The organism is Pseudomonas sp. SWRI81, from assembly GCF_014268545.1.
Classification (GTDB): Bacteria; Pseudomonadota; Gammaproteobacteria; order Pseudomonadales; family Pseudomonadaceae; genus Aquipseudomonas; species Aquipseudomonas hamedanensis.
In genome coordinates this window covers 1-19,236 of sequence record NZ_JABWQS010000040.1, presented here as the reverse complement: position 1 = coordinate 19,236, position 19,236 = coordinate 1, and the positions used below count along the sequence as shown (strand labels likewise).

Sequence of the window (19,236 nt, the reverse complement as noted above, 5' to 3'; positions counted from 1 at the left end):
CAAAGCACGGTCAATTGCCGGATAGTTATGTCAGTCAACAAAAAGATCGGGTATCAGTGCTGCTTTGCTATCCGGTTCAAACCGATAATGATCAAAATCAGTCACACCGTCCTCGCGCAAGATTTCTTCGTCAATCAACAATCGCCCGGTGATCTGCCGCGCACTGCTGCTCAAAACCACATACGCCGCATCCGCCATGATCGCCGGGGTGCGCGCCTGCTTGAACGACTCGCTATTGCCCAACTGAAACTCGATGGCCGCCGTGGCGATCATTGTCTGCGGCCACAACGAGTTCACGCTGATGCCGTAACTGGCGAATTCCTCACTCATCCCCAGCGTCAGCATGCTCATGCCATATTTGGTCACGGTGTACGGGCTGAACTGGGCGAACCATTTACTTGCCAGGTTCAGCGGCGGCGACAGGTTGAGGATGTGACCGCGGGATTTTTTCAGGTAGGGCAGGGCGGCCTGGCTGCATAGCAATACCGCGCGGGTGTTGATCTGGTGCATCAGGTCGAAGCGCTTGAGTTCGACGTGTTGCACGCCGGTCAATTTGATCGCCCCGGCGTTGTTCACTAGCGCGTCGATAGCGCCGAAGTGTTCGTTGGCCTGGGCCAGCGCCTGACGTACCGCCTCTTCGTTGCGCACATCGACTTGTAGCGCCAGCGCCTTGCCACCGGCCGCTTCGACTTCCGCCGCGACGCTGTGGATGGTGCCGGGCAGCTTGGCGTGAGGTTCGGCGCTTTTCGCCGCGATCACAATGTTGGCCCCGTCCTTGGCAGCCCGTAGCGCAATCTCACGGCCGATTCCACGGCTGGCGCCGGTGATGAACAGGGTTTTGCCTTGTAGCGACATGCCGATGCTCCTGCTTGTTGTTATCCGAGCGATGGCTCGACAGACACTGTAGACCAAGTCTTTCAGGGCAGAGGGAAGGCACCGATGTCGCTTAAGGAGAGGAGCTTTCGTGGCGAGGGGATTTATCCCCGTTCGGCTGCGCAGCAGTCGTAAATCCTGAGATTGCAGACTTCCTGTTTGACCGCGTTCTCAGGTTTTGGGGCCGCTGCGCAACCCAACGGGGATAAATCCCCTCGCCACAGGGGATGTAAGTAATGTCTGGAATCAGGCCGACATGACCTCGCGAATATCCCGGGCCAGTTCGCGCACGCGTTCTTCTTCGGTGTCCCAAGAGCACATGAAGCGCGCGCCGCCCTTGCCGATGAAGGTGTAGAAGCGCCAGTTCTTCGCGGTCAGGGCGGCAATGGCCGGCTCGGACAGTTGCAGGAACACGCCGTTGGCCTGCACCGGGAACATCAGCTCGACGCCGGGGATGTCGCTGACCAGCTCGGCGAGCAGTTGCGCGCAGTGGTTGGCGTGGCGGGCGTATTTGAGCCAGGCGTCGTTTTCCAGAATGCCGACCCACGGTGCTGACAAAAAGCGCATCTTCGACGCCAGTTGCCCGGCCTGTTTGCAGCGGTAGTCGAAGTCTTCAGCGAGTTTGTGGTTGAAGAACAGAATCGCTTCACCCACCGCCATGCCGTTCTTGGTGCCGCCGAAGCACAGCACGTCGACGCCGGCCTTCCAGGTCAGGTCGGCGGGGGAGCAGCCGAGGAATGCGCAGGCGTTGGAGAAACGTGCGCCATCCATGTGCAGGTGCAGGCCGAGTTCCTTGCAGGTGGCGCTGATCGCGCGGACTTCTTCCGGGGTGTAGACGCTGCCGACTTCGGTGGCCTGGGTCAGGGTGACCACGCGCGGTTTCGGGTAATGGATGTCCTGGCGCTTGAGCGCGACTTCGCGGATCGATTGCGGGGTGATCTTGCCGTTTTCGGTGCCGGCGATCAGCAGTTTCGAACCGTTGGAGAAAAATTCCGGGGCGCCGCATTCGTCGGTTTCGACGTGGGCGGTTTCCGAGCAGATCACGCTGTGGTAACTCTGGCACAGCGACGACAGGGCCAGCGAGTTGGCGGCGGTGCCGTTGAAGGCGAAGAACACTTCGCAGTCGGTTTCGAACAGTTTGCGGAAATGATCGGCCGCGCGGGCGGTCCATTCATCGTCGCCGTAAGCGCGCTGGTGGCCGTGGTTGGCCTGTTCCATGGCCGCCCAGGCTTCGGGGCAGATACCGGAATAGTTGTCGCTGGCGAATTGTTGGCTCTTGTCGGTCATGGCCGGCTTCCGTGATCGAAGCGCTTTTGACGCTTCGTTGGTCAATGAGGGTGTGCACTTTACCGAAGATCATCCGGGGAGCACACGGGATGTCGCTGGCAGAACTTTACAAGGACACGGGCCGATTATGCACCTGAGAAAACGCGACGGCGCCCTCGATCTGCTCAAGTGGCTGGCGCTGCTGAGCATGTTGCTCGATCACCTGCGATATGTCGGGTTCTCCGCCGATTGGCTCTACGTGCCGGGGCGGCTGGCGTTTCCGTGGTTTTGCCTGGCGATGGCGGCGAATCTGGCCCGTGACGGCAGACGAAAAACAGAATGGCGTTATCTGGGCTGGCTGGTGCTGTTCAGCGCTATCAGTGAAATTCCGTATCGCTTGTACATACCCGAGCCTGACACCTTGAACGTAATGCCGACCCTGGCGCTGGGCCTGCTGGTGGCGCGGGGCTGGCAGGATTCAGCGCCCGTGTCGCGATTGCTCGCGTTGGCCGCGCTGGTGGCCGCGGCGGTTTTTTCAGAGCGACTGATGTTCGGCTTTTTCGGAGTGCTGCTGCCGTTGGCGATGCTGCTGGTATTTCGCCGGCCATGGTCTCTCAGTGTGTTGCCGGGGCTGATTTGTCTCGCCGCGAATCAATGGCAGGTGCTGCTCGAATCGGCGCGGTTCGGCAACAGTCTGGCGATTCTCGGCCTGGCGACTTGTCTGTTGGCGCCGATGCTGGGGATGTTCTTGTTGCGACATCTGCGACATCTTCAGCCGCCACCGATGCGGCGTTGGGCTTATGCCCTGTATCCCGCGCATTTCCTCGTGCTGCTCGCCGTCCGCGCGGCATACACCTAATCCCTGTGGGAGCGGGCTTGCTCGCGAAGGCGGTGTGTCAGGCGGCATTGATGTGACTGACACGGCCTCTTCGCGAGCTAGCCCGCTCCCACAGGGGATCTCCACAGTTTTGGATGATGTGTCCGACCAGCCTTTTCCAGCCATGTCGTAAACGCACCTTTGCGTGGCGCGCGCAGGCATTTGAGCTGTCTGTGCCGGTCATACCATCGCATCAAAGGGCACCGCTGCGATTGCCGGTGCCTCACCGAGACGAAATGGCGCACAGATGCCGCTGGGAGAGACGCGATGTTCAGCAAGCAAGACCAGATCCAGGGTTACGACGATGCACTGCTGGCGGCGATGAATGCCGAGGAGCAACGTCAGGAAGATCACATCGAGCTGATCGCGTCGGAGAACTACACCAGCAAGCGCGTCATGCAGGCACAAGGCAGTGGCCTGACCAACAAGTACGCCGAAGGCTATCCGGGCAAGCGCTACTACGGCGGCTGCGAGCATGTGGATAAAGTCGAAGCGCTGGCCATCGAACGCGCCAAGCAACTGTTCGGCGCCGATTACGCCAACGTCCAGCCGCACTCGGGATCTTCCGCCAACAGTGCCGTGTACCTGGCGCTGATCAAACCGGGCGACACCATTCTCGGCATGAGCCTGGCCCACGGCGGTCACCTGACCCACGGCGCGAAAGTGTCGTCCTCGGGCAAGCTTTACAACGCCGTGCAGTACGGTATCAACACCGACACCGGGCTGATCGACTACGACGAAGTCGAGCGTCTGGCCGTCGAGTGCCAACCGAAAATGATCGTTGCCGGTTTCTCGGCGTATTCGAAGACTCTGGACTTCCCGCGTTTCCGTCAGATCGCTGACAAGGTCGGTGCGCTGCTGTTCGTCGACATGGCCCACGTTGCCGGCCTCGTCGCCGCTGGCCTGTACCCGAACCCGCTGCCGTATGCCGACGTGGTCACTACCACTACCCACAAAACTCTGCGCGGTCCGCGTGGCGGGCTGATCCTGGCCAAGTCCAACGAAGAGATCGAGAAAAAGCTCAACGCCGCGGTATTCCCAGGCGCTCAGGGCGGTCCGTTGATGCACGTCATCGCCGGTAAAGCGGTGTGCTTCAAGGAAGCGCTGGAGCCTGGCTTCAAGGCTTATCAGCAGCAAGTGATCGATAACGCCCAGGCGATGGCCAGCGTGTTTATCAAGCGGGGCTACGATGTCGTCTCCGGTGGCACCGACAACCATCTGTTCCTGGTCAGCCTGATCCGTCAGGGCCTGACCGGTAAAGATGCCGATGCCGCGCTGGGCCGTGCGCACATCACCGTCAACAAGAATGCCGTGCCGAACGACCCGCAGTCGCCGTTCGTGACCTCGGGCCTGCGCATCGGCACCCCGGCGGTGACCACGCGAGGCTTCAAGGTCAGCCAGTGCGAAACCCTCGCCGGCTGGATCTGCGACATCCTCGACAATCTCGGCGATGCCGACGTCGAGGCCAATGTCGCCCAGCAGGTTTCGGCCCTGTGCGCTGACTTCCCGGTTTATCGCTGAGCGTTTTGGAGTAACTGACTATGCAACGCTATTCCGGCTTCGGCCTGTTCAAACACTCGCTCAGCCACCACGAAAACTGGCAGCGCATGTGGCGCACGCCCACCCCGAAAAAAGTCTACGACGTGGTCATCGTCGGCGGCGGCGGGCACGGCCTGGCGACGGCCTACTACCTGGCCAAGGAACACGGCATCACCAATGTCGCCGTGGTCGAGAAAGGCTGGCTGGGCGGCGGTAACACCGCGCGCAACACCACCATCGTCCGTTCCAACTACCTGTGGGACGAATCGGCGCACCTCTACGAACACGCGATGAAATTGTGGGAAGGCCTGTCGCAGGACCTCAACTACAACGTGATGTTCTCCCAGCGCGGCGTCTACAACCTGTGCCACACCCTGCAGGACATTCGTGATTCCGAGCGTCGGGTCAGCGCCAACCGCCTTAATGGCGTTGATGGCGAGCTGCTCGACGCCAAGCAGGTCGCTGACGAAATTCCATACCTCGACTGCTCAAAAAACACCCGCTACCCGATCATGGGCGCCACCGTGCAGCGTCGCGGCGGCGTCGCCCGTCACGACGCCGTGGCCTGGGGCTTTGCCCGTGCCGCCGATGCCTTGGGCGTGGACCTGATCCAGCAGACCGAGGTGATCGGTTTCCGCAAGGAAAACGGCGTGTGCATCGGCGTTGAAACCAACAAGGGTTTCATCGGTGCCAAGCGCGTCGGCGTGGTGACTGCCGGTAATTCCGGGCACATGGCCAAGCTTGCCGGTTTCCGCCTGCCGATCGAATCCCACCCGCTGCAAGCGCTGGTGTCCGAGCCGATCAAACCGATTATCGACAGCGTGATCATGTCCAACGCCGTGCACGGTTACATCAGCCAGTCCGACAAGGGCGATCTGGTGATCGGCGCCGGCATCGATGGCTACAACGGCTACGGCCAGCGCGGTTCGTACCCGGTGATCGAGCACACCATTCAGGCCATCGTCGAGATGTTCCCGGTGTTGTCGCGAGTGCGGATGAACCGCCAGTGGGGCGGCATCGTCGACACCACCCCGGACGCCTGCCCGATCATCTCGAAAACGCCGGTACCGAACATGTTCTTCAACTGCGGTTGGGGCACCGGCGGCTTCAAGGCAACGCCTGGCTCGGGCAACGTGTTTGCCGCAAGCCTCGCGAAGGGTGAAATGCACCCCTTGGCCGCACCGTTTTCCATCGACCGTTTCCACAACGGTGCGCTCATCGACGAACACGGCGCTGCTGCCGTCGCCCACTAACAGGAGAAATCCCTATGTTGCACATCTTCTGTCCTCACTGCGGCGAACTGCGCTCCGAAGAGGAATTCCATGCATCCGGCCAGGCGCATATCCCGCGTCCGCTGGATCCGAACGCCTGCACCGACGAGGAGTGGGGCGATTACATGTTCTTTCGCGATAACCCGCGCGGTCTGCACCACGAGTTGTGGGACCACGTTGCCGGTTGCCGCCAGTATTTCAACGTCACCCGCGACACCGTGACCTACGAGATTCTCGAGAGCTACAAGATCGGCGAGAAGCCGCAATTCACTGACAAGGCTGACACTCAGAAAGCGGCCGCCACGGCTCTGGGAGAGAAGGTATGAGCCAGATCAATCGCCTGTCCAACGGTGGACGGATCGACCGCAACAAAGTGCTGAGCTTCACCTTCAACGGCCAGACCTACAAAGGCTTTGAAGGCGACTCGCTGGCCGCCGCCCTGATCGCCAACGGCGTCGACATCATTGGCCGCAGTTTCAAGTATTCGCGTCCTCGCGGGATCTTCGCTGCCGGTGCCGAAGAGCCGAACGCTGTGCTGCAGATTGGCGCTACTGAAGCCACGCAGATTCCCAACGTGCGTGCCACGCAACAGGCGTTGTATCAAGGCTTGGTCGCCACTAGCACCAACGGCTGGCCGAGCGTCAACAACGACATGATGGGCATTCTCGGCAAGGTCGGCGGCAAGCTGATGCCGCCGGGCTTTTACTACAAAACCTTCATGTACCCGCAATCGTTCTGGATGACTTACGAGAAGTACATCCGCAAGGCCGCAGGTTTAGGCCGCTCGCCGACCGAGAACGATCCGGACACTTACGACTACATGAACCAGCACTGCGACGTGCTGATCGTCGGTGCTGGCCCGGCCGGTCTGGCCGCTGCCCTGGCGGCGGCGCGCAGCGGTGCGCGGGTAATTCTGGCCGATGAGCAGGAAGAGTTTGGCGGCAGCCTGCTCGACTCGCGCGAAAGCCTCGACGGCAAGCCGGCGATGGAGTGGGTCGCCAGTGTCATCGCGGAACTGGCGAACACCCCGGACGTGCTGCTGTTGCCGCGCGCCACGGTCAACGGATATCACGACCACAACTTCCTGACCATTCACGAACGTCTGACCGATCACCTCGGCGATCGCGCGCCAATCGGTCAGGTGCGTCAGCGTATCCACCGCGTGCGCGCCAAGTGTGTGGTGCTGGCGACCGGTACCCATGAGCGTCCGCTGGTCTACGGCAACAACGATGTGCCGGGCAACATGCTCGCCGGGGCTGTCTCGACTTACGTGCGCCGCTACGGCGTCGCACCGGGCAAGAAGCTTGTCTTGTCGACCAACAACGATCACGCCTATCGCGTCGCTCTCGATTGGCTCGACGCCAGCCTGCAAGTGGTCGCCATCGCCGACGCCCGCAGCAATCCGCGCGGTGCATTGGTGGAAGAGGCGCGCGCCAAGGGCATTCGTATCCTCACCGGCAGCGCCGTGATCGAAGCCCGTGGCAGCAAGCGCGTCACCGCTGCCCGGGTCGCCGCGATTGACGTCAAGGCACACACCGTGACCAGCCCGGGCGAATGGCTCGACTGCGATGTGGTCGCCAGCTCCGGCGGTTACAGTCCGGTGGTGCACTTGGCCTCGCACCTGGGCGGCAAGCCGGTCTGGCGCGAAGACATTCTCGGTTTCGTACCGGGCGAAGCGCCGCAGAAACGCGTGTGCGTCGGTGGCATCAACGGCGTCTACGGTCTCGGCGATGCCTTGGCCGACGGTTTCGAAGGCGGCGCGCGCGCGGCCGTCGAAGCCGGTTTCCAGACCGTCGAAGGCGTGTTGCCGAAAGCGCTGAGCCGTCTCGAAGAGCCGACGCTGGCGCTGTTCCAGGTGCCCCACGAGAAGAACTCGGCGCGTGCACCGAAGCAATTCGTCGACTTCCAGAACGACGTCACCGCTGGCGGTATCGAACTGGCGACCCGCGAAGGTTTCGAGTCGGTCGAGCACGTCAAGCGCTACACTGCGCTGGGCTTCGGCACCGATCAGGGCAAGCTCGGCAACGTCAACGGTCTGGCCATTGCCGCCCGTTCGCTGAACGTGACCATCCCACAGATGGGCACCACCATGTTCCGTCCGAACTACACGCCAGTGACTTTCGGCGCCGTGGCCGGTCGGCACTGTGGGCACATCTTCGAACCGGTGCGCTACACCGCACTGCATGCCTGGCATGTGAAGAACGGCGCCGAGTTTGAAGACGTCGGTCAGTGGAAGCGTCCATGGTACTTCCCGAAAAACGGTGAAGACCTGCACGCCGCGGTGAAGCGCGAATGCAAAGCCGTGCGCGACAGCGTCGGCCTGCTGGACGCCTCGACCCTCGGCAAGATCGATATTCAAGGCCCGGATGCCCGCGAGTTCCTTAACCGCGTGTACACCAACGCCTGGACCAAACTCGACGTGGGCAAGGCCCGCTACGGTTTGATGTGCAAGGAAGACGGCATGGTCTTCGACGACGGTGTGACGGCGTGTCTGGCCGACAACCATTTCGTCATGACCACCACCACCGGCGGCGCCGCACGCGTACTGCAATGGCTGGAGCTGTACCACCAGACCGAATGGCCGGATTTGAAAGTGTATTTCACTTCGGTTACCGACCACTGGGCGACCATGACGTTGTCCGGGCCGAACAGCCGCAAGCTGCTCAGCGCCGTGACCGACATTGATCTGAGCAACGAAGCGTTCCCGTTCATGACCTGGAAAGAAGGTCTGGTGGGCGATGTGCCGGCGCGGGTGTTTCGCATCTCGTTCACTGGTGAACTGTCGTACGAAGTCAACGTGCAGGCCGACTATGCGATGGGCGTGCTGGAGAAAATCGTCGAGGCCGGCAAGCAATACAACCTGACGCCGTACGGCACCGAAACCATGCACGTGCTGCGTGCCGAGAAGGGTTTCATCATCGTCGGCCAGGACACCGACGGCTCGATGACCCCGGACGATCTGAACATGGGCTGGTGTGTCGGTCGCACCAAACCGTTCTCGTGGATCGGCCAGCGCGGCATGAACCGTGAAGACTGCGTGCGCGATCAGCGTAAACAGTTGGTCGGTCTCAAGCCGATCGATCCGACCAAGTGGCTGCCGGAAGGTGCACAGCTGGTATTCAACACCAAGCAGGCGATCCCGATGACCATGGTCGGCCACGTCACCTCGAGCTACGCGCACAACTCCCTCGGTTATTCGTTTGCCATGGGTGTGGTCAAGGGCGGTCTCAAGCGCATGGGCGAGCGGGTGTTTGCACCGCTGGCCGATGGCAGCGTGATCGAGGCGGAAATCGTTTCTTCGGTGTTCTTCGATCCGAAGGGTGAGCGGCAGAACATTTGATGGTTCGGCTCTTGGGGAGTGCAGGTGCACCGCGGCGACTTTATCGCGAGCAGGCTCACTCCTACAGGTGATCGCGTACCCCTTGTAGGAGTGAGCCTGCTCGCGATAGCGGTAGATCTGCCTACACAGGGCTCAAGTCAGAATTCAGAAGGTGCTTTATGACCACAGCCAATGTTTACCAACAACGCCCGACCACCGGGGCCCGTGCCGAGTCGTCGCTGCACCATGCCGACCTCGCCAGCCTGGTCGGCAAGGGCCGCAAGAACGCCGGCGTGATCGTGCGTGAAAAGAAACTCCTCGGCCATTTGACCATTCGTGGCGATGGCCACGACGCAGCGTTCGCCGCTGGTGTGCACAAGGCACTGGGCATTGAATTGCCCGGCGCTCTCAGCGTCATTGTAAAAGGCGAAACCAGCCTGCAATGGATGGGCCCGGACGAGTGGCTGCTGATCGTGCCAAGCGGTGAAGAATTTGCCGCCGAACAGAAGCTGCGCGACGCGCTGGGCGATCTGCACATCGCAATCGTCAACGTCAGCGGCGGCCAGCAGATTCTCGAACTGAGCGGGCCGAACGTGCGTCAGGTGCTGATGAAGTCCACCAGCTATGACGTGCACCCGAACAACTTCCCGGTCGGCAAGGCTGTAGGCACGGTGTTCGCCAAGTCACAACTGATGATTCGTCACACGGCTGAAGACACTTGGGAATTGCTGATTCGCCGTAGCTTTTCCGATTACTGGTGGTTGTGGTTGCAAGATGCTTCGGCTGAGTACGGCCTTAGCGTTCAGGCTTGAAGCTGAATGGCCAGTGCCTGCTTCTGTGGCGAGGGGATTTATCCCCGTTGGGTGGCGAAGCCGCCCCAAAACCAATCACCGCAGTTCATCAGGTAGATCGAACTCACAGGTTTTGCGACTGCTTCGCAGCCGAACGGGGATAAATCCCCTCGCCACAAAAACAGTTCAGCCCAGGTCAGCCTGGTTCAGAGTTCACTTTGCTCACCGTTGTTGTAACAGGAGTCACCGCACCATGAGCCGCGCCCCAGACACATGGATTCTGACCGCCGATTGCCCCAGCGTCCTCGGCACCGTGGACGCGGTCACGCGTTTTCTGTTCGAGCAGGGCTGTTACGTCACCGAGCACCATTCGTTCGATGATCGCCTCTCCGGGCGCTTCTTCATTCGTGTGGAATTCCGTCAGCCCGACGGCTTCGACGAACAGTCCTTCCGTGCAGGCTTGGCCGAGCGCGGGCAGGCCTTTGGCATGATCTTCGAGCTGACCGCGCCGAACTACCGGCCGAAAGTGGTGATCATGGTCTCCAAGGCCGATCACTGCCTGAATGACTTGCTCTACCGCCAGCGCATCGGTCAGTTGTCGATGGACGTGGCGGCGGTGGTGTCCAACCATCCGGATCTCAAGCCGTTGGCCGACTGGCACCAGATTCCCTACTACCATTTCCCTCTCGACCCCAACGACAAACCGGCGCAGGAGCGTCAGGTCTGGCAGGTGATCGAAGAGGCCGGTGCCGAACTGGTGATCCTCGCCCGCTACATGCAGGTGTTGTCACCGGAGCTGTGCCGCAAGCTCGACGGCAAGGCGATCAATATTCACCACTCGCTGCTGCCGGGCTTCAAGGGCGCCAAGCCGTATCACCAGGCCTACAACAAGGGCGTGAAACTGGTCGGCGCCACCGCGCATTACATCAACAACGATCTGGACGAAGGACCGATCATTGCCCAGGGCGTCGAGACGGTGGATCACAGTCATTACCCCGAGGATCTGATTGCCAAGGGGCGGGATATCGAAGGCCTGACGCTGGCGCGGGCCGTGGGTTATCACATCGAGCGGAGGGTGTTTCTCAACGCCAATCGCACCGTCGTTCTTTAGATCGCCATCGCGAGCAGGCTCACTCCTACAAGGGGTACGCATTCCAAATGTAGGAGTGAGCCTGCTCGCGATAGGGTCATAACAAACAACGCAAAACCCAACAAGCAATAACCCGAGCACTCAACGCGCTGCCCTGCCTGGGGCAACGCAGTTCCATAAAAACAACAGCGAGGTGAAAGCATGTCTGGCAATCGTGGTGTGGTGTATCTCGGCGCTGGCAAGGTCGAAGTACAGAAAATCGACTACCCGAAAATGCAGGACCCGCGCGGTCGCAAGATCGAGCACGGGGTCATTCTCAAAGTAGTCTCCACCAATATTTGCGGCTCCGACCAGCACATGGTGCGCGGCCGGACTACGGCGCAGACCGGTCTGGTGCTGGGCCATGAAATCACCGGTGAGGTGATCGAAAAAGGCTCCGACGTCGAAAACCTGAAGATCGGCGATCTGGTCTCCGTGCCGTTCAACGTCGCTTGCGGGCGCTGCCGTTCCTGCAAAGAGCAACACACTGGCGTCTGCCTGACCGTCAACCCGGCCCGAGCCGGCGGCGCTTATGGCTATGTCGACATGGGTGACTGGACCGGTGGCCAGGCCGAATACGTGCTGGTGCCATACGCCGACTTCAACCTGCTGAAACTGCCGGACCGCGACAAGGCCATGGAGAAAATCCGTGACCTGACCTGCCTCTCCGACATCCTCCCGACCGGTTACCACGGCGCCGTCACTGCCGGCGTTGGCCCGGGCAGCACCGTCTACATCGCAGGCGCCGGCCCGGTCGGTCTGGCCGCCGCCGCTTCCGCACGCTTGCTCGGTGCTGCGGTGGTGATCGTTGGCGACGTCAACACCATCCGCCTGGCCCACGCCAAGGCCCAGGGTTTTGAGGTGGTCGACCTGTCCAAGGACACCCCGCTGCACGAACAGATCGCCGCGCTGCTGGGCGAGCCGGAAGTCGACTGTGCGGTGGACTGCGTCGGTTTCGAAGCACGCGGCCACGGCCACGACGGCGTCAAGGCCGAAGCCCCGGCCACCGTGCTCAACTCACTGATGGGCGTGGTGCGGGTGGCCGGCAAGATCGGCATCCCGGGCCTGTACGTCACCGAAGATCCGGGCGCCGTCGACGCCGCCGCAAAAATGGGCAGCCTGAGCATCCGCTTCGGTCTGGGCTGGGCCAAATCCCACAGCTTCCACACCGGCCAGACCCCGGTGATGAAATACAACCGCCAGTTGATGCAGGCAATCATGTGGGACCGCATCAACATCGCCGAAGTGGTCGGTGTGCAAGTCATCAGCCTCGATCAGGCGCCGGAAGGTTACGGCGAGTTCGATGCGGGTGTGCCGAAGAAGTTTGTGATTGATCCGCATAAGTTGTTTAGTGCGGCGTAACGGAACAAGGTGACAAAAAGGGCGGCCGAAATGCCGCCTTTTTCATTTCCGCTAATCGTTATTCATTCGTGCTAAAGGAGCACTGAGTTAACGAAGCAGTGCATTGACCGGTTTTCGTCCAATCGCTGGATGTTGATTCGAAGTGAGCGACATCTGCTACCAAGGCAATGTTTCCATAACGACAACTTATTTGACTGACCAGGATTGGACCGGTTTCGTCTTCGTCTTCGGTAATGTGCGTAACGCTTTCAAACTCAGTGCCCCTGTTGATTTTTAGCTCGTTCGGATTCGCCACCTTCCAGATTCTACCGAAGTTGTCCTTGAGCTCAGAACCATCCCTGGCCTCTTGCATGCCTGAAAGCACGGGGCAGGTGTCTGCCTGTGCGAGGCCTGCAGTAACAGCTAAACAGAGCGGCGTGAATAGTCTTGCGATACGCATGATTTCATTTCCTTGGCGAGTTGAAGGTCAACCATGCCCCGGAAGCATTGCGACGGCTACTGTCATATATGACAGTTTATGAGAACCATTAGGAATGAATCGGGTGGGTTTTTATCGCGAGCAGTGGTCGGCCGGACTAATATCATTTCCCGGTTCTGGAACAGCTCATTGAGTCTCAGGTCAAAAGGCGCAGCTCCGCCTGTTGATGGAGCCCAAGAAATAAGAGGATGTCTGAATGAAGATTTCACGCGGTTTTGCCCTGGCATCGCTCCTGACGCTGGCCGCCGGGCCGGTGTTTGCCGGTTTCAGTCTGAATGACGTGGCCGGTGCGGTATCGGGCATGCAGGGTGGTGACAAGGCGGCGGCCGCCGCGCCGACTTCGGAGACCGCCGGTTTGCTCAGCGCACTGAGTGCACTGGATGTCACGCCGGAGCAAGCCGTCGGCGGCACCAGTGCGATGCTCGGGCTAGCGAAGAATCAACTGAGCAGCACCGACTATTCGCAACTGGCCAAGGAAGTGCCGGGCATCGACAAGTTGTCCGGTGGCGGCGGCAATCTGGCGGCCCTGGGCGCGTTGCTCGGTTCGTCCGGAAAATCCGCAGGCCTGGAGAATGCGCTGGGCAACGTCAAGGACACCAATGACCTGAACAATGCCTTCAGCGCGTTGGGCATGGACAGCGGCATGATCGGCCAGTTTGCTCCGGTGCTGCTCCAGTACCTCGGTCAACAGGGCGTCGGCGGTTCGCTGTTGAGTAGCCTGGGCAGCATCTGGGGCACGGGTACCGGCAGTTGATTCAACGGCGCTCGTCGCGCAGTTCGTCGATGCGCTGGTCCTTCTCGGTCCAGAGCTGGTTGACCCAGTTCTGGACGCGCTCGCGAAACAGCGGATCTTTTTCGTAATCGCCTTGCCACAGCGCCGGGTCGAGTTCGCGGGTCTGGATGTCGATGATCACGCGAGGCACGTTGCCGCTGATCAGGTCCCAAAAGCCCGGGATTTTCTCCTGCGGATAAACCACGGTGACGTCGAGCATGGCGTCGAGTTGTTCACCCATCGCCGCCAGCACAAATGCCACGCCGCCGGCCTTGGGCTTGAGCAGGTGGTTGAACGGCGAAGTCTGCTGTGTGCTTTTCGCTGCGGTGTAGCGGGTGCCTTCCAGATAATTCACTACCGTCACCGGCTGGCGCTTGAACAGCTCGCAGGCCTGTTTGGTGATTTCCAGATCCTTGCCGGCCAGTTCCGGGTTTTTCGCCAGAAACGCCTTGGTGTAGCGCTTCATGAAGGGGTAATCCAGCGCCCACCACGCCAGGCCCAGAAACGGCACCCAGATCAGCTCTTTCTTCAGGAAGAATTTGAAGAACGGCGTACGCCGGTTGAGCGTCTGGATCAGCGCCGGAATATCGACCCAGGATTGATGATTGCTGACCACCAGATACGAGGTGTCGCGACGCAGATCGTCGCCGCCGCGAATGTCCCACTGCGTCGGAATGCAGAGCTTGAAGATCAGCTTGTCGATTTCGGCCCAGGTTTCGGCAATCCACATCACCGCCCATGATGCGTAGTCACGCCAGCGCCCGGGTGCGACCAGTTTGAGCAGGGCAAACACCATCAACGGCCCGATCAGGATCAGGGTGTTGAGCAACAGCAGCAGGGTGACGAAACAGCCGGTGAGCAGGCGGCGCATAAGCAACTCTTTGAAGTCCGGTTGGCGGGCCATGATAAGCAGCTTCACGCAGCAGGCCAAATCGGCGCTGACGAATGTTTCACTTTTCGCCGCGTATGCTTCGCTCAAGTGTTGTGTTGACTGAGTTGGCCCCTTCGCGAGCAAGCCCGCTCCCACAATTTGAAATGCGTTCACCCTGTGGGAGCGGGCTTGCCCGCGAAGGCGGCCGATGGCGAACGAATGACTTCGCTGGTGTCTAAAATCTCGCGCCTGCCGCCCTTAAATTTTTCCAAGGAAACCCCCTACGTGAAATCCCTCCTTGCTCTGTTTGCCCTTGTCGCCCTGCCGGTCATGGCCGCCGAGCCGACCCTGTACGGGCGTTACGAATACATCGCGCTGCCGGAGATCGGCGGCGAAGTGCTCAAGGCCAAGATGGACACCGGCGCGCTGACCGCCTCGCTGTCGGCCAAGGACATCGAGACCTTCACCCGCGACGGCGAAGACTGGGTGCGTTTCCGCCTCGCCACCAAGGACGCCAGCAACAAGGTCTTCGAGCACAAGGTGGCGCGCATCAGCAAGATCAAAAGCCGCTCCGACGAGGACGACGAGGAGCGCGATGCCGGCGATGCCGCCAAGCGCCCGGTGGTCGATCTGGAACTCTGCCTGGGCAACGTCAAGCGCACCGTCGAGGTCAACCTGACTGATCGCAGCCACTTCAATTACCCGCTGCTGATCGGTGCCAAGGCCTTGCGCGAGTTCGGCGCGGCAGTCAATCCGGCACGGCGCTACACCGCCGACAAGCCTGACTGCTAAGTGGTCTGATTGACGTAACGCCGGGCTTGGGGCACCGTTCGCGCATTACCCGCCACGGGCTCGGACGCCATGCCGCACATTCTGATTGTCGAAGACGAAGCGGCGATTGCCGACACGCTGATATTTGCCTTGCAGGGCGAGGGGTTCACCACCACCTGGCTGAGCCTCGGCGCGGCGGCGCTGGAACACCAGCGGCAGACGCCGGCCGACCTGATCATTCTCGATATCGGCCTGCCGGACATCAGCGGCTTCGAAACCTGCAAGCAACTGCGACGCTTCACCGAAGTGCCGGTGCTGTTTCTCAGCGCCCGCGATGCCGAGATCGACCGCGTGGTGGGGCTGGAGATCGGCGCAGACGATTACGTGGTCAAGCCGTTCAGCCCGCGCGAAGTGGCGGCGCGGGTCAAAGCCATCCTCAAGCGCATCGCGCCGCGCCCCACCGTGGAAACCGGTTCCACGTTGTTTCGCATCGATCCCGAACGTGTACAAATCAGCTATCGCGGCCAGCCACTGAGCCTGACCCGTCATGAGTTCCGTCTGCTGCAATGCCTGCTCGAACAACCCGAGCGGGTTTTCAGCCGCGAGCAATTGCTCGACGCGCTGGGCGTTGCCGCTGATGCCGGTTACGAACGCAGCATCGACAGCCACATCAAAAGCGTACGTGCCAAGCTGCGCCTGGTGCGCGCCGACGCCGAGCCGATCCAGACCCATCGCGGCCTCGGCTACAGCTACAGTCCGGGGCACAGCTGATGTCGTTGGGCCTGCGCATTTTTCTGGTGTACGTGCTGTTTGTCGGCCTGACCGGTTATTTCGTACTGAACACGGTGATGGAGGAAATCCGCCCCGGCGTGCGTCAGTCCACCGAAGAGACACTGGTCGATACCGCCAACCTGATGGCGGAAATCCTGCGCGACGATTTCAAGGCCGGCACCCTCAGCGAGAACCGCTGGCCGCAATTGCTGCGTGCCTATGGCGAGCGCCAGCCGCAGGCGACGATTTGGGGCCTGCCGAAGAATCAGGTCAACCACCGCATCTATGTCACCGACGCCAAAGGCATCGTCGTGCTCGATTCCAGTGGCGTGGCGGTCGGTCAGGATTACTCGCGCTGGAACGACGTCTACCTGACCCTGCGCGGCGAGTACGGCGCGCGCTCCAGCCGCAACGATGCCGGTGATCCGGGTTCGTCGGTCATGCACGTTGGTGCGCCGATCCGTGACAACGGCAAGATCATCGGCGTGGTCACCGTGGCCAAGCCCAACAGTTCGCTGCAGCCATATGTCGATCGCACTGAACGGCGCCTGCTGATTTACGGCGTCGGGTTGATCGGTCTCGGTCTGTTGTTCGGCGCCTTGCTGTCGTGGTGGCTGAGCCGCGCGCTGCATCGCCTGACCGGTTATGCGCAAGCCGTGAGCGAAGGGCGGCGGGTGGAAGTGCCGAACTATCGCGGCGGTGAACTTGCGCAACTCGCCACGGCGGTCGAGCAGATGCGCACACAACTGGAAGGCAAGGCCTACGTCGAGCGCTATGTGCACACGCTGACCCACGAACTGAAAAGCCCGCTGGCGGCGATTCGCGGTGCGGCGGAGTTGCTGCTGGCGGACATGCCAACGGTTCAGCGCCTGCGCTTTGTCGGCAATATCGACAGCGAAAGTGCGCGCATGCAACAGTTGATCGAACGCTTGCTCAACCTGGCGCAGGTCGAACAACGCCAAGGCCTGGAAGAGCGAGTGGCGGTGCCGCTTTCGGTGTTGGTCGAGCAACTGTTGAGCGCCCAAGCGGCGCGGATCGAGGGGAAACAACTGCGTGTCGAGCAAGCGATCGGCAGCGATCTGCTGCTGATTGGCGAGCCGTTCCTGCTGCGCCAGGCTTTGGGCAATCTGCTGGAAAACGCGCTGGATTTCACCCCGGCGCAAGGCGTGTTGCGCTTCAATGCCGAGCGGGTCGGCGAGCAGATCGAATGTCGCCTGTTCAACCAAACCGCGCCGATCCCCGATTACGCCTTGCCGCGGTTGACCGAGCGGTTCTACTCGCTACCGCGCCCGGACACCGGGCGCAAAAGTACCGGGCTGGGGCTGAATTTTGTCGAGGAAGTGGTCAAGTTGCATGGCGGGGGGATGCGCATTGCCAATGTCGAGGGCGGGGTTGAAGTGGTATTGCGTCTGCCGTGAGACCGTGTCGCTGCCTTCGCGAGCAAGCCCGCTCCCACACGGATTGGTGAACGACGCATAACCAATGTGGGAGCGGGCTTGCTCGCGAAGGGGCCGGAACATCTCCACACAATCTCCATATTCCGCCCACATTCCCACCACACCGCATCGCCAGACTCCCCCCATCCAAACAGGGAGAGTCCCATGAACAAGAATCTGACCATCAAGCTCGGCGCCATTGCCCTGCTGATCCTGCTGTTGCTGATCCCGTTGCTGATGATCGACGGCGTCATCGACGAGCGTCAGCAACTGCGCGACGGCGTGCTCGAAGACATCGCCCGCAGTTCCAGTTATAGCCAGCAACTGAGCGGGCCGGTGATGGTGGTGCCGTATCGCAAAGTGATCCATAACTGGAAGACCCACGATAAAACCAACAAGCGCTATGACGAACCGACTGAGGAGCGCGGTCGTCTGTATTTCCTGCCGGAGCGCTTCGAACTCGACGGCCAGGTGCAGACCGAGCTGCGCGCCCGGGGCATTTATGAAGCGCGGCTGTTTCACGCCGACAACCGCATCAACGGCCATTTCTCTTTGCCGGCGCAGTTGGGGATTAAAGAAGACTTCAGCGATTACCGTTTTGACGCGCCGTTCCTCGCGGTCGGTATCAGCGACATCCGCGGGATCGAAAACGCACTGCAACTGGAACTCGACGGCCAGCGCCTGGACTTCGTTCCGGGGACTCAAGTCGGCTGGCTCGGAGAAGGCGTTCGCGTGACGCTGCCGCTGCTGGACACCGGCAAAACCACCGAGCTGAGCTTTGGTTTCGACCTGCGCCTGCAAGGCACCGGTTCATTGCAGGTGTTGCCGGTGGGCAGGACCAGCAGCGTCAGCCTGACTGCCAACTGGCCGCACCCCAGTTTTGTCGGCAACTTTCTGCCGGGCAAACGGGAAATCAGCGACGCCGGTTTCAGTGCCGACTGGCAGACCACTTTCTTCTCTACCAACCTGCAAGACGCCATGAGCCGTTGCGTCAATAGCAACGAGTGCGAGGCGTTTACCGGCCGCAGCTTCGGCGTGAGCTTTATCGACCCGGTGGATCAGTACCTGAAAAGCGATCGGGCGATCAAATACGCGCTGCTGTTCATCGTCCTGACGTTCGCCGGTTTCTTCCTCTTCGAAGTGCTCAAGAGCCTGGCGGTGCACCCGGTGCAATACGCCTTGGTCGGCGTGGCGCTGGCGTTCTTTTACCTGTTACTGCTGTCGTTGTCGGAACACATCGGTTTTGCCCTGGCGTACGTGCTGTCGGCCGGTGGCTGCGTGCTACTGATCGGCTTCTATGTCAGTCATGTGCTGCGCAGCGCGTGGCATGGCTTGAGTTTTTCGGCGGGGCTGGCGGCGTTGTACGGCCTGCTTTATGGCTTGCTGAGCGCCGAGGATTACGCGCTGTTGATGGGCTCGCTGCTGCTGTTCGGCTTGCTCGGAGTGTTCATGGTGCTGACGCGCAAACTGGACTGGTACGGGATTGGGTTGAAACCGGCCAAACCGCTTGAGTTTGATGTGGAGGCGATGCAATGAGCGGGTTGGGCTTGCGCGAGGATCAGCATTGGAAGGACGGATTGGTGATGCGGCTTATCGGGCTTTTGCCTGTGGAACCGAGGTGGGGCCATCGCGAGCAGTTGTTCCTTGACCTGTTTGATCGAACCGGCCAGTGGCGTCTGCGGTGTCAGGCGCACCGGGTAGAGGCTGGTG

At 60.9% G+C, this 19,236-nt stretch carries 17 protein-coding genes; 13 read left to right on the top strand and 4 right to left on the bottom strand.

Annotated elements, in window-relative coordinates; genetic code table 11:
- Positions 1-30: 30 nt before the first annotated feature.
- Together HU765_RS21055 and HU765_RS21050 are read right to left on the bottom strand one after the other, a co-directional pair.
- The gene (locus tag HU765_RS21055; RefSeq protein ID WP_186622731.1) at positions 31-855 is read right to left on the bottom strand and encodes an NAD(P)-dependent oxidoreductase; all 825 of its coding nucleotides are present in this window, start codon (positions 853-855) and stop codon (positions 31-33) included.
- A gap of 264 nt (positions 856-1,119) precedes the next feature.
- Entirely contained in the window at positions 1,120-2,160 is a 1,041-nt protein-coding gene (locus tag HU765_RS21050) for a low specificity L-threonine aldolase (protein WP_016772826.1), read from the bottom strand.
- 127 nt (positions 2,161-2,287) lie between these two features.
- Here HU765_RS21050 and HU765_RS21045 point away from each other — a divergent pair, with 127 nt between their 5' ends.
- The 8 genes from HU765_RS21045 (at position 2,288) to fdhA (ending at position 12,427) form a co-directional block, all read left to right on the top strand.
- Entirely contained in the window at positions 2,288-2,998 is a 711-nt protein-coding gene (locus tag HU765_RS21045; protein WP_186622728.1) for a TraX family protein, read from the top strand.
- Positions 2,999-3,283: 285 nt separating this feature from the next.
- Positions 3,284-4,537: a serine hydroxymethyltransferase gene (locus HU765_RS21040; RefSeq protein WP_186622726.1), complete on the top strand. Its 1,254-nt coding sequence runs from the start codon at positions 3,284-3,286 to the stop codon at positions 4,535-4,537.
- Between the two features lie 20 nt (positions 4,538-4,557).
- Entirely contained in the window at positions 4,558-5,808 is a 1,251-nt protein-coding gene (locus HU765_RS21035; protein ID WP_016772829.1) for a sarcosine oxidase subunit beta, read from the top strand.
- A gap of 14 nt (positions 5,809-5,822) precedes the next feature.
- Complete coding sequence (locus HU765_RS21030) at positions 5,823-6,152, top strand: sarcosine oxidase subunit delta (protein ID WP_186549224.1); 330 nt, start codon at positions 5,823-5,825, stop codon at positions 6,150-6,152.
- Positions 6,149-9,166, top strand: coding sequence for a sarcosine oxidase subunit alpha (locus HU765_RS21025; RefSeq protein WP_186622725.1), 3,018 nt, complete (start codon positions 6,149-6,151; stop codon positions 9,164-9,166). Before HU765_RS21030 ends, HU765_RS21025 begins: the two co-directional genes overlap by 4 nt.
- A gap of 158 nt (positions 9,167-9,324) precedes the next feature.
- Positions 9,325-9,957 carry a sarcosine oxidase subunit gamma family protein gene (gene soxG / locus HU765_RS21020; protein ID WP_186622723.1) on the top strand — a complete coding sequence of 211 codons (633 nt, stop codon included), beginning with the start codon at positions 9,325-9,327 and terminating at the stop codon, positions 9,955-9,957.
- Between the two features lie 232 nt (positions 9,958-10,189).
- Positions 10,190-11,047 (top strand): formyltetrahydrofolate deformylase, encoded by an 858-nt coding sequence (gene purU, locus HU765_RS21015; RefSeq protein WP_186622721.1) that lies wholly within the window; start codon positions 10,190-10,192, stop codon positions 11,045-11,047.
- Positions 11,048-11,227: 180 nt separating this feature from the next.
- Complete coding sequence (gene fdhA, locus HU765_RS21010) at positions 11,228-12,427, top strand: formaldehyde dehydrogenase, glutathione-independent (protein WP_186622719.1); 1,200 nt, start codon at positions 11,228-11,230, stop codon at positions 12,425-12,427.
- 58 nt (positions 12,428-12,485) lie between these two features.
- Here the strand turns inward: fdhA and HU765_RS21005 are convergent, their stop codons facing one another.
- A complete protein-coding gene (locus HU765_RS21005) occupies positions 12,486-12,866 on the bottom strand; it encodes a hypothetical protein (protein WP_186622717.1) in 381 nt (126 codons plus the stop codon).
- A 235-nt stretch (positions 12,867-13,101) separates the two neighbouring features.
- On the opposite strand from HU765_RS21005, the gene HU765_RS21000 reads away from it, so the two are divergent.
- On the top strand, positions 13,102-13,659 hold the full coding sequence (locus tag HU765_RS21000; protein ID WP_186622715.1) for a DUF2780 domain-containing protein: 558 nt from the start codon (positions 13,102-13,104) through the stop codon (positions 13,657-13,659).
- Position 13,660: 1 nt separating this feature from the next.
- Here the strand turns inward: HU765_RS21000 and HU765_RS20995 are convergent, their stop codons facing one another.
- Positions 13,661-14,548: an acyltransferase gene (locus HU765_RS20995; RefSeq protein ID WP_186622762.1), complete on the bottom strand. Its 888-nt coding sequence runs from the start codon at positions 14,546-14,548 to the stop codon at positions 13,661-13,663.
- A 285-nt stretch (positions 14,549-14,833) separates the two neighbouring features.
- On the opposite strand from HU765_RS20995, the gene HU765_RS20990 reads away from it, so the two are divergent.
- The 4 genes from HU765_RS20990 (at position 14,834) to creD (ending at position 19,062) form a co-directional block, all read left to right on the top strand.
- A complete protein-coding gene (locus HU765_RS20990; RefSeq protein WP_186622713.1) occupies positions 14,834-15,340 on the top strand; it encodes a RimK/LysX family protein in 507 nt (168 codons plus the stop codon).
- Between the two features lie 69 nt (positions 15,341-15,409).
- Complete coding sequence (gene creB, locus HU765_RS20985; RefSeq protein ID WP_186622711.1) at positions 15,410-16,090, top strand: two-component system response regulator CreB; 681 nt, start codon at positions 15,410-15,412, stop codon at positions 16,088-16,090.
- Positions 16,090-17,508 carry a two-component system sensor histidine kinase CreC gene (creC, locus tag HU765_RS20980; RefSeq protein ID WP_186622709.1) on the top strand — a complete coding sequence of 473 codons (1,419 nt, stop codon included), beginning with the start codon at positions 16,090-16,092 and terminating at the stop codon, positions 17,506-17,508. Before creB ends, creC begins: the two co-directional genes overlap by 1 nt.
- Positions 17,509-17,691: 183 nt before the next feature.
- Positions 17,692-19,062 (top strand): cell envelope integrity protein CreD, encoded by a 1,371-nt coding sequence (creD, locus tag HU765_RS20975; protein ID WP_186622706.1) that lies wholly within the window; start codon positions 17,692-17,694, stop codon positions 19,060-19,062.
- Positions 19,063-19,236 lie beyond the last annotated feature (174 nt).

Excerpts from the sequence above, each read along its gene's own strand:
- HU765_RS21000 (WP_186622715.1), top strand. The coding sequence starts at position 13,102 with ATGAAGATTTCACGCGGTTTTGCCCTGGCATCGCTCCTGACGCTGGCC.
- HU765_RS21040 (WP_186622726.1), top strand. The coding sequence starts at position 3,284 with ATGTTCAGCAAGCAAGACCAGATCCAGGGTTACGACGATGCACTGCTG.
- HU765_RS21030 (WP_186549224.1), top strand. The coding sequence starts at position 5,823 with ATGTTGCACATCTTCTGTCCTCACTGCGGCGAACTGCGCTCCGAAGAG.
- HU765_RS21045 (WP_186622728.1), top strand. The coding sequence starts at position 2,288 with ATGCACCTGAGAAAACGCGACGGCGCCCTCGATCTGCTCAAGTGGCTG.
- creB (WP_186622711.1), top strand. The coding sequence starts at position 15,410 with ATGCCGCACATTCTGATTGTCGAAGACGAAGCGGCGATTGCCGACACG.
- HU765_RS20995 (WP_186622762.1), bottom strand. The coding sequence starts at position 14,548 with ATGCGCCGCCTGCTCACCGGCTGTTTCGTCACCCTGCTGCTGTTGCTC.
- fdhA (WP_186622719.1), top strand. The coding sequence starts at position 11,228 with ATGTCTGGCAATCGTGGTGTGGTGTATCTCGGCGCTGGCAAGGTCGAA.
- creC (WP_186622709.1), top strand. The coding sequence starts at position 16,090 with ATGTCGTTGGGCCTGCGCATTTTTCTGGTGTACGTGCTGTTTGTCGGC.
- HU765_RS21035 (WP_016772829.1), top strand. The coding sequence starts at position 4,558 with ATGCAACGCTATTCCGGCTTCGGCCTGTTCAAACACTCGCTCAGCCAC.
- HU765_RS21005 (WP_186622717.1), bottom strand. The coding sequence starts at position 12,866 with ATGCGTATCGCAAGACTATTCACGCCGCTCTGTTTAGCTGTTACTGCA.
- HU765_RS21025 (WP_186622725.1), top strand. The coding sequence starts at position 6,149 with ATGAGCCAGATCAATCGCCTGTCCAACGGTGGACGGATCGACCGCAAC.
- HU765_RS21055 (WP_186622731.1), bottom strand. The coding sequence starts at position 855 with ATGTCGCTACAAGGCAAAACCCTGTTCATCACCGGCGCCAGCCGTGGA.
- purU (WP_186622721.1), top strand. The coding sequence starts at position 10,190 with ATGAGCCGCGCCCCAGACACATGGATTCTGACCGCCGATTGCCCCAGC.
- creD (WP_186622706.1), top strand. The coding sequence starts at position 17,692 with ATGAACAAGAATCTGACCATCAAGCTCGGCGCCATTGCCCTGCTGATC.
- soxG (WP_186622723.1), top strand. The coding sequence starts at position 9,325 with ATGACCACAGCCAATGTTTACCAACAACGCCCGACCACCGGGGCCCGT.
- HU765_RS21050 (WP_016772826.1), bottom strand. The coding sequence starts at position 2,160 with ATGACCGACAAGAGCCAACAATTCGCCAGCGACAACTATTCCGGTATC.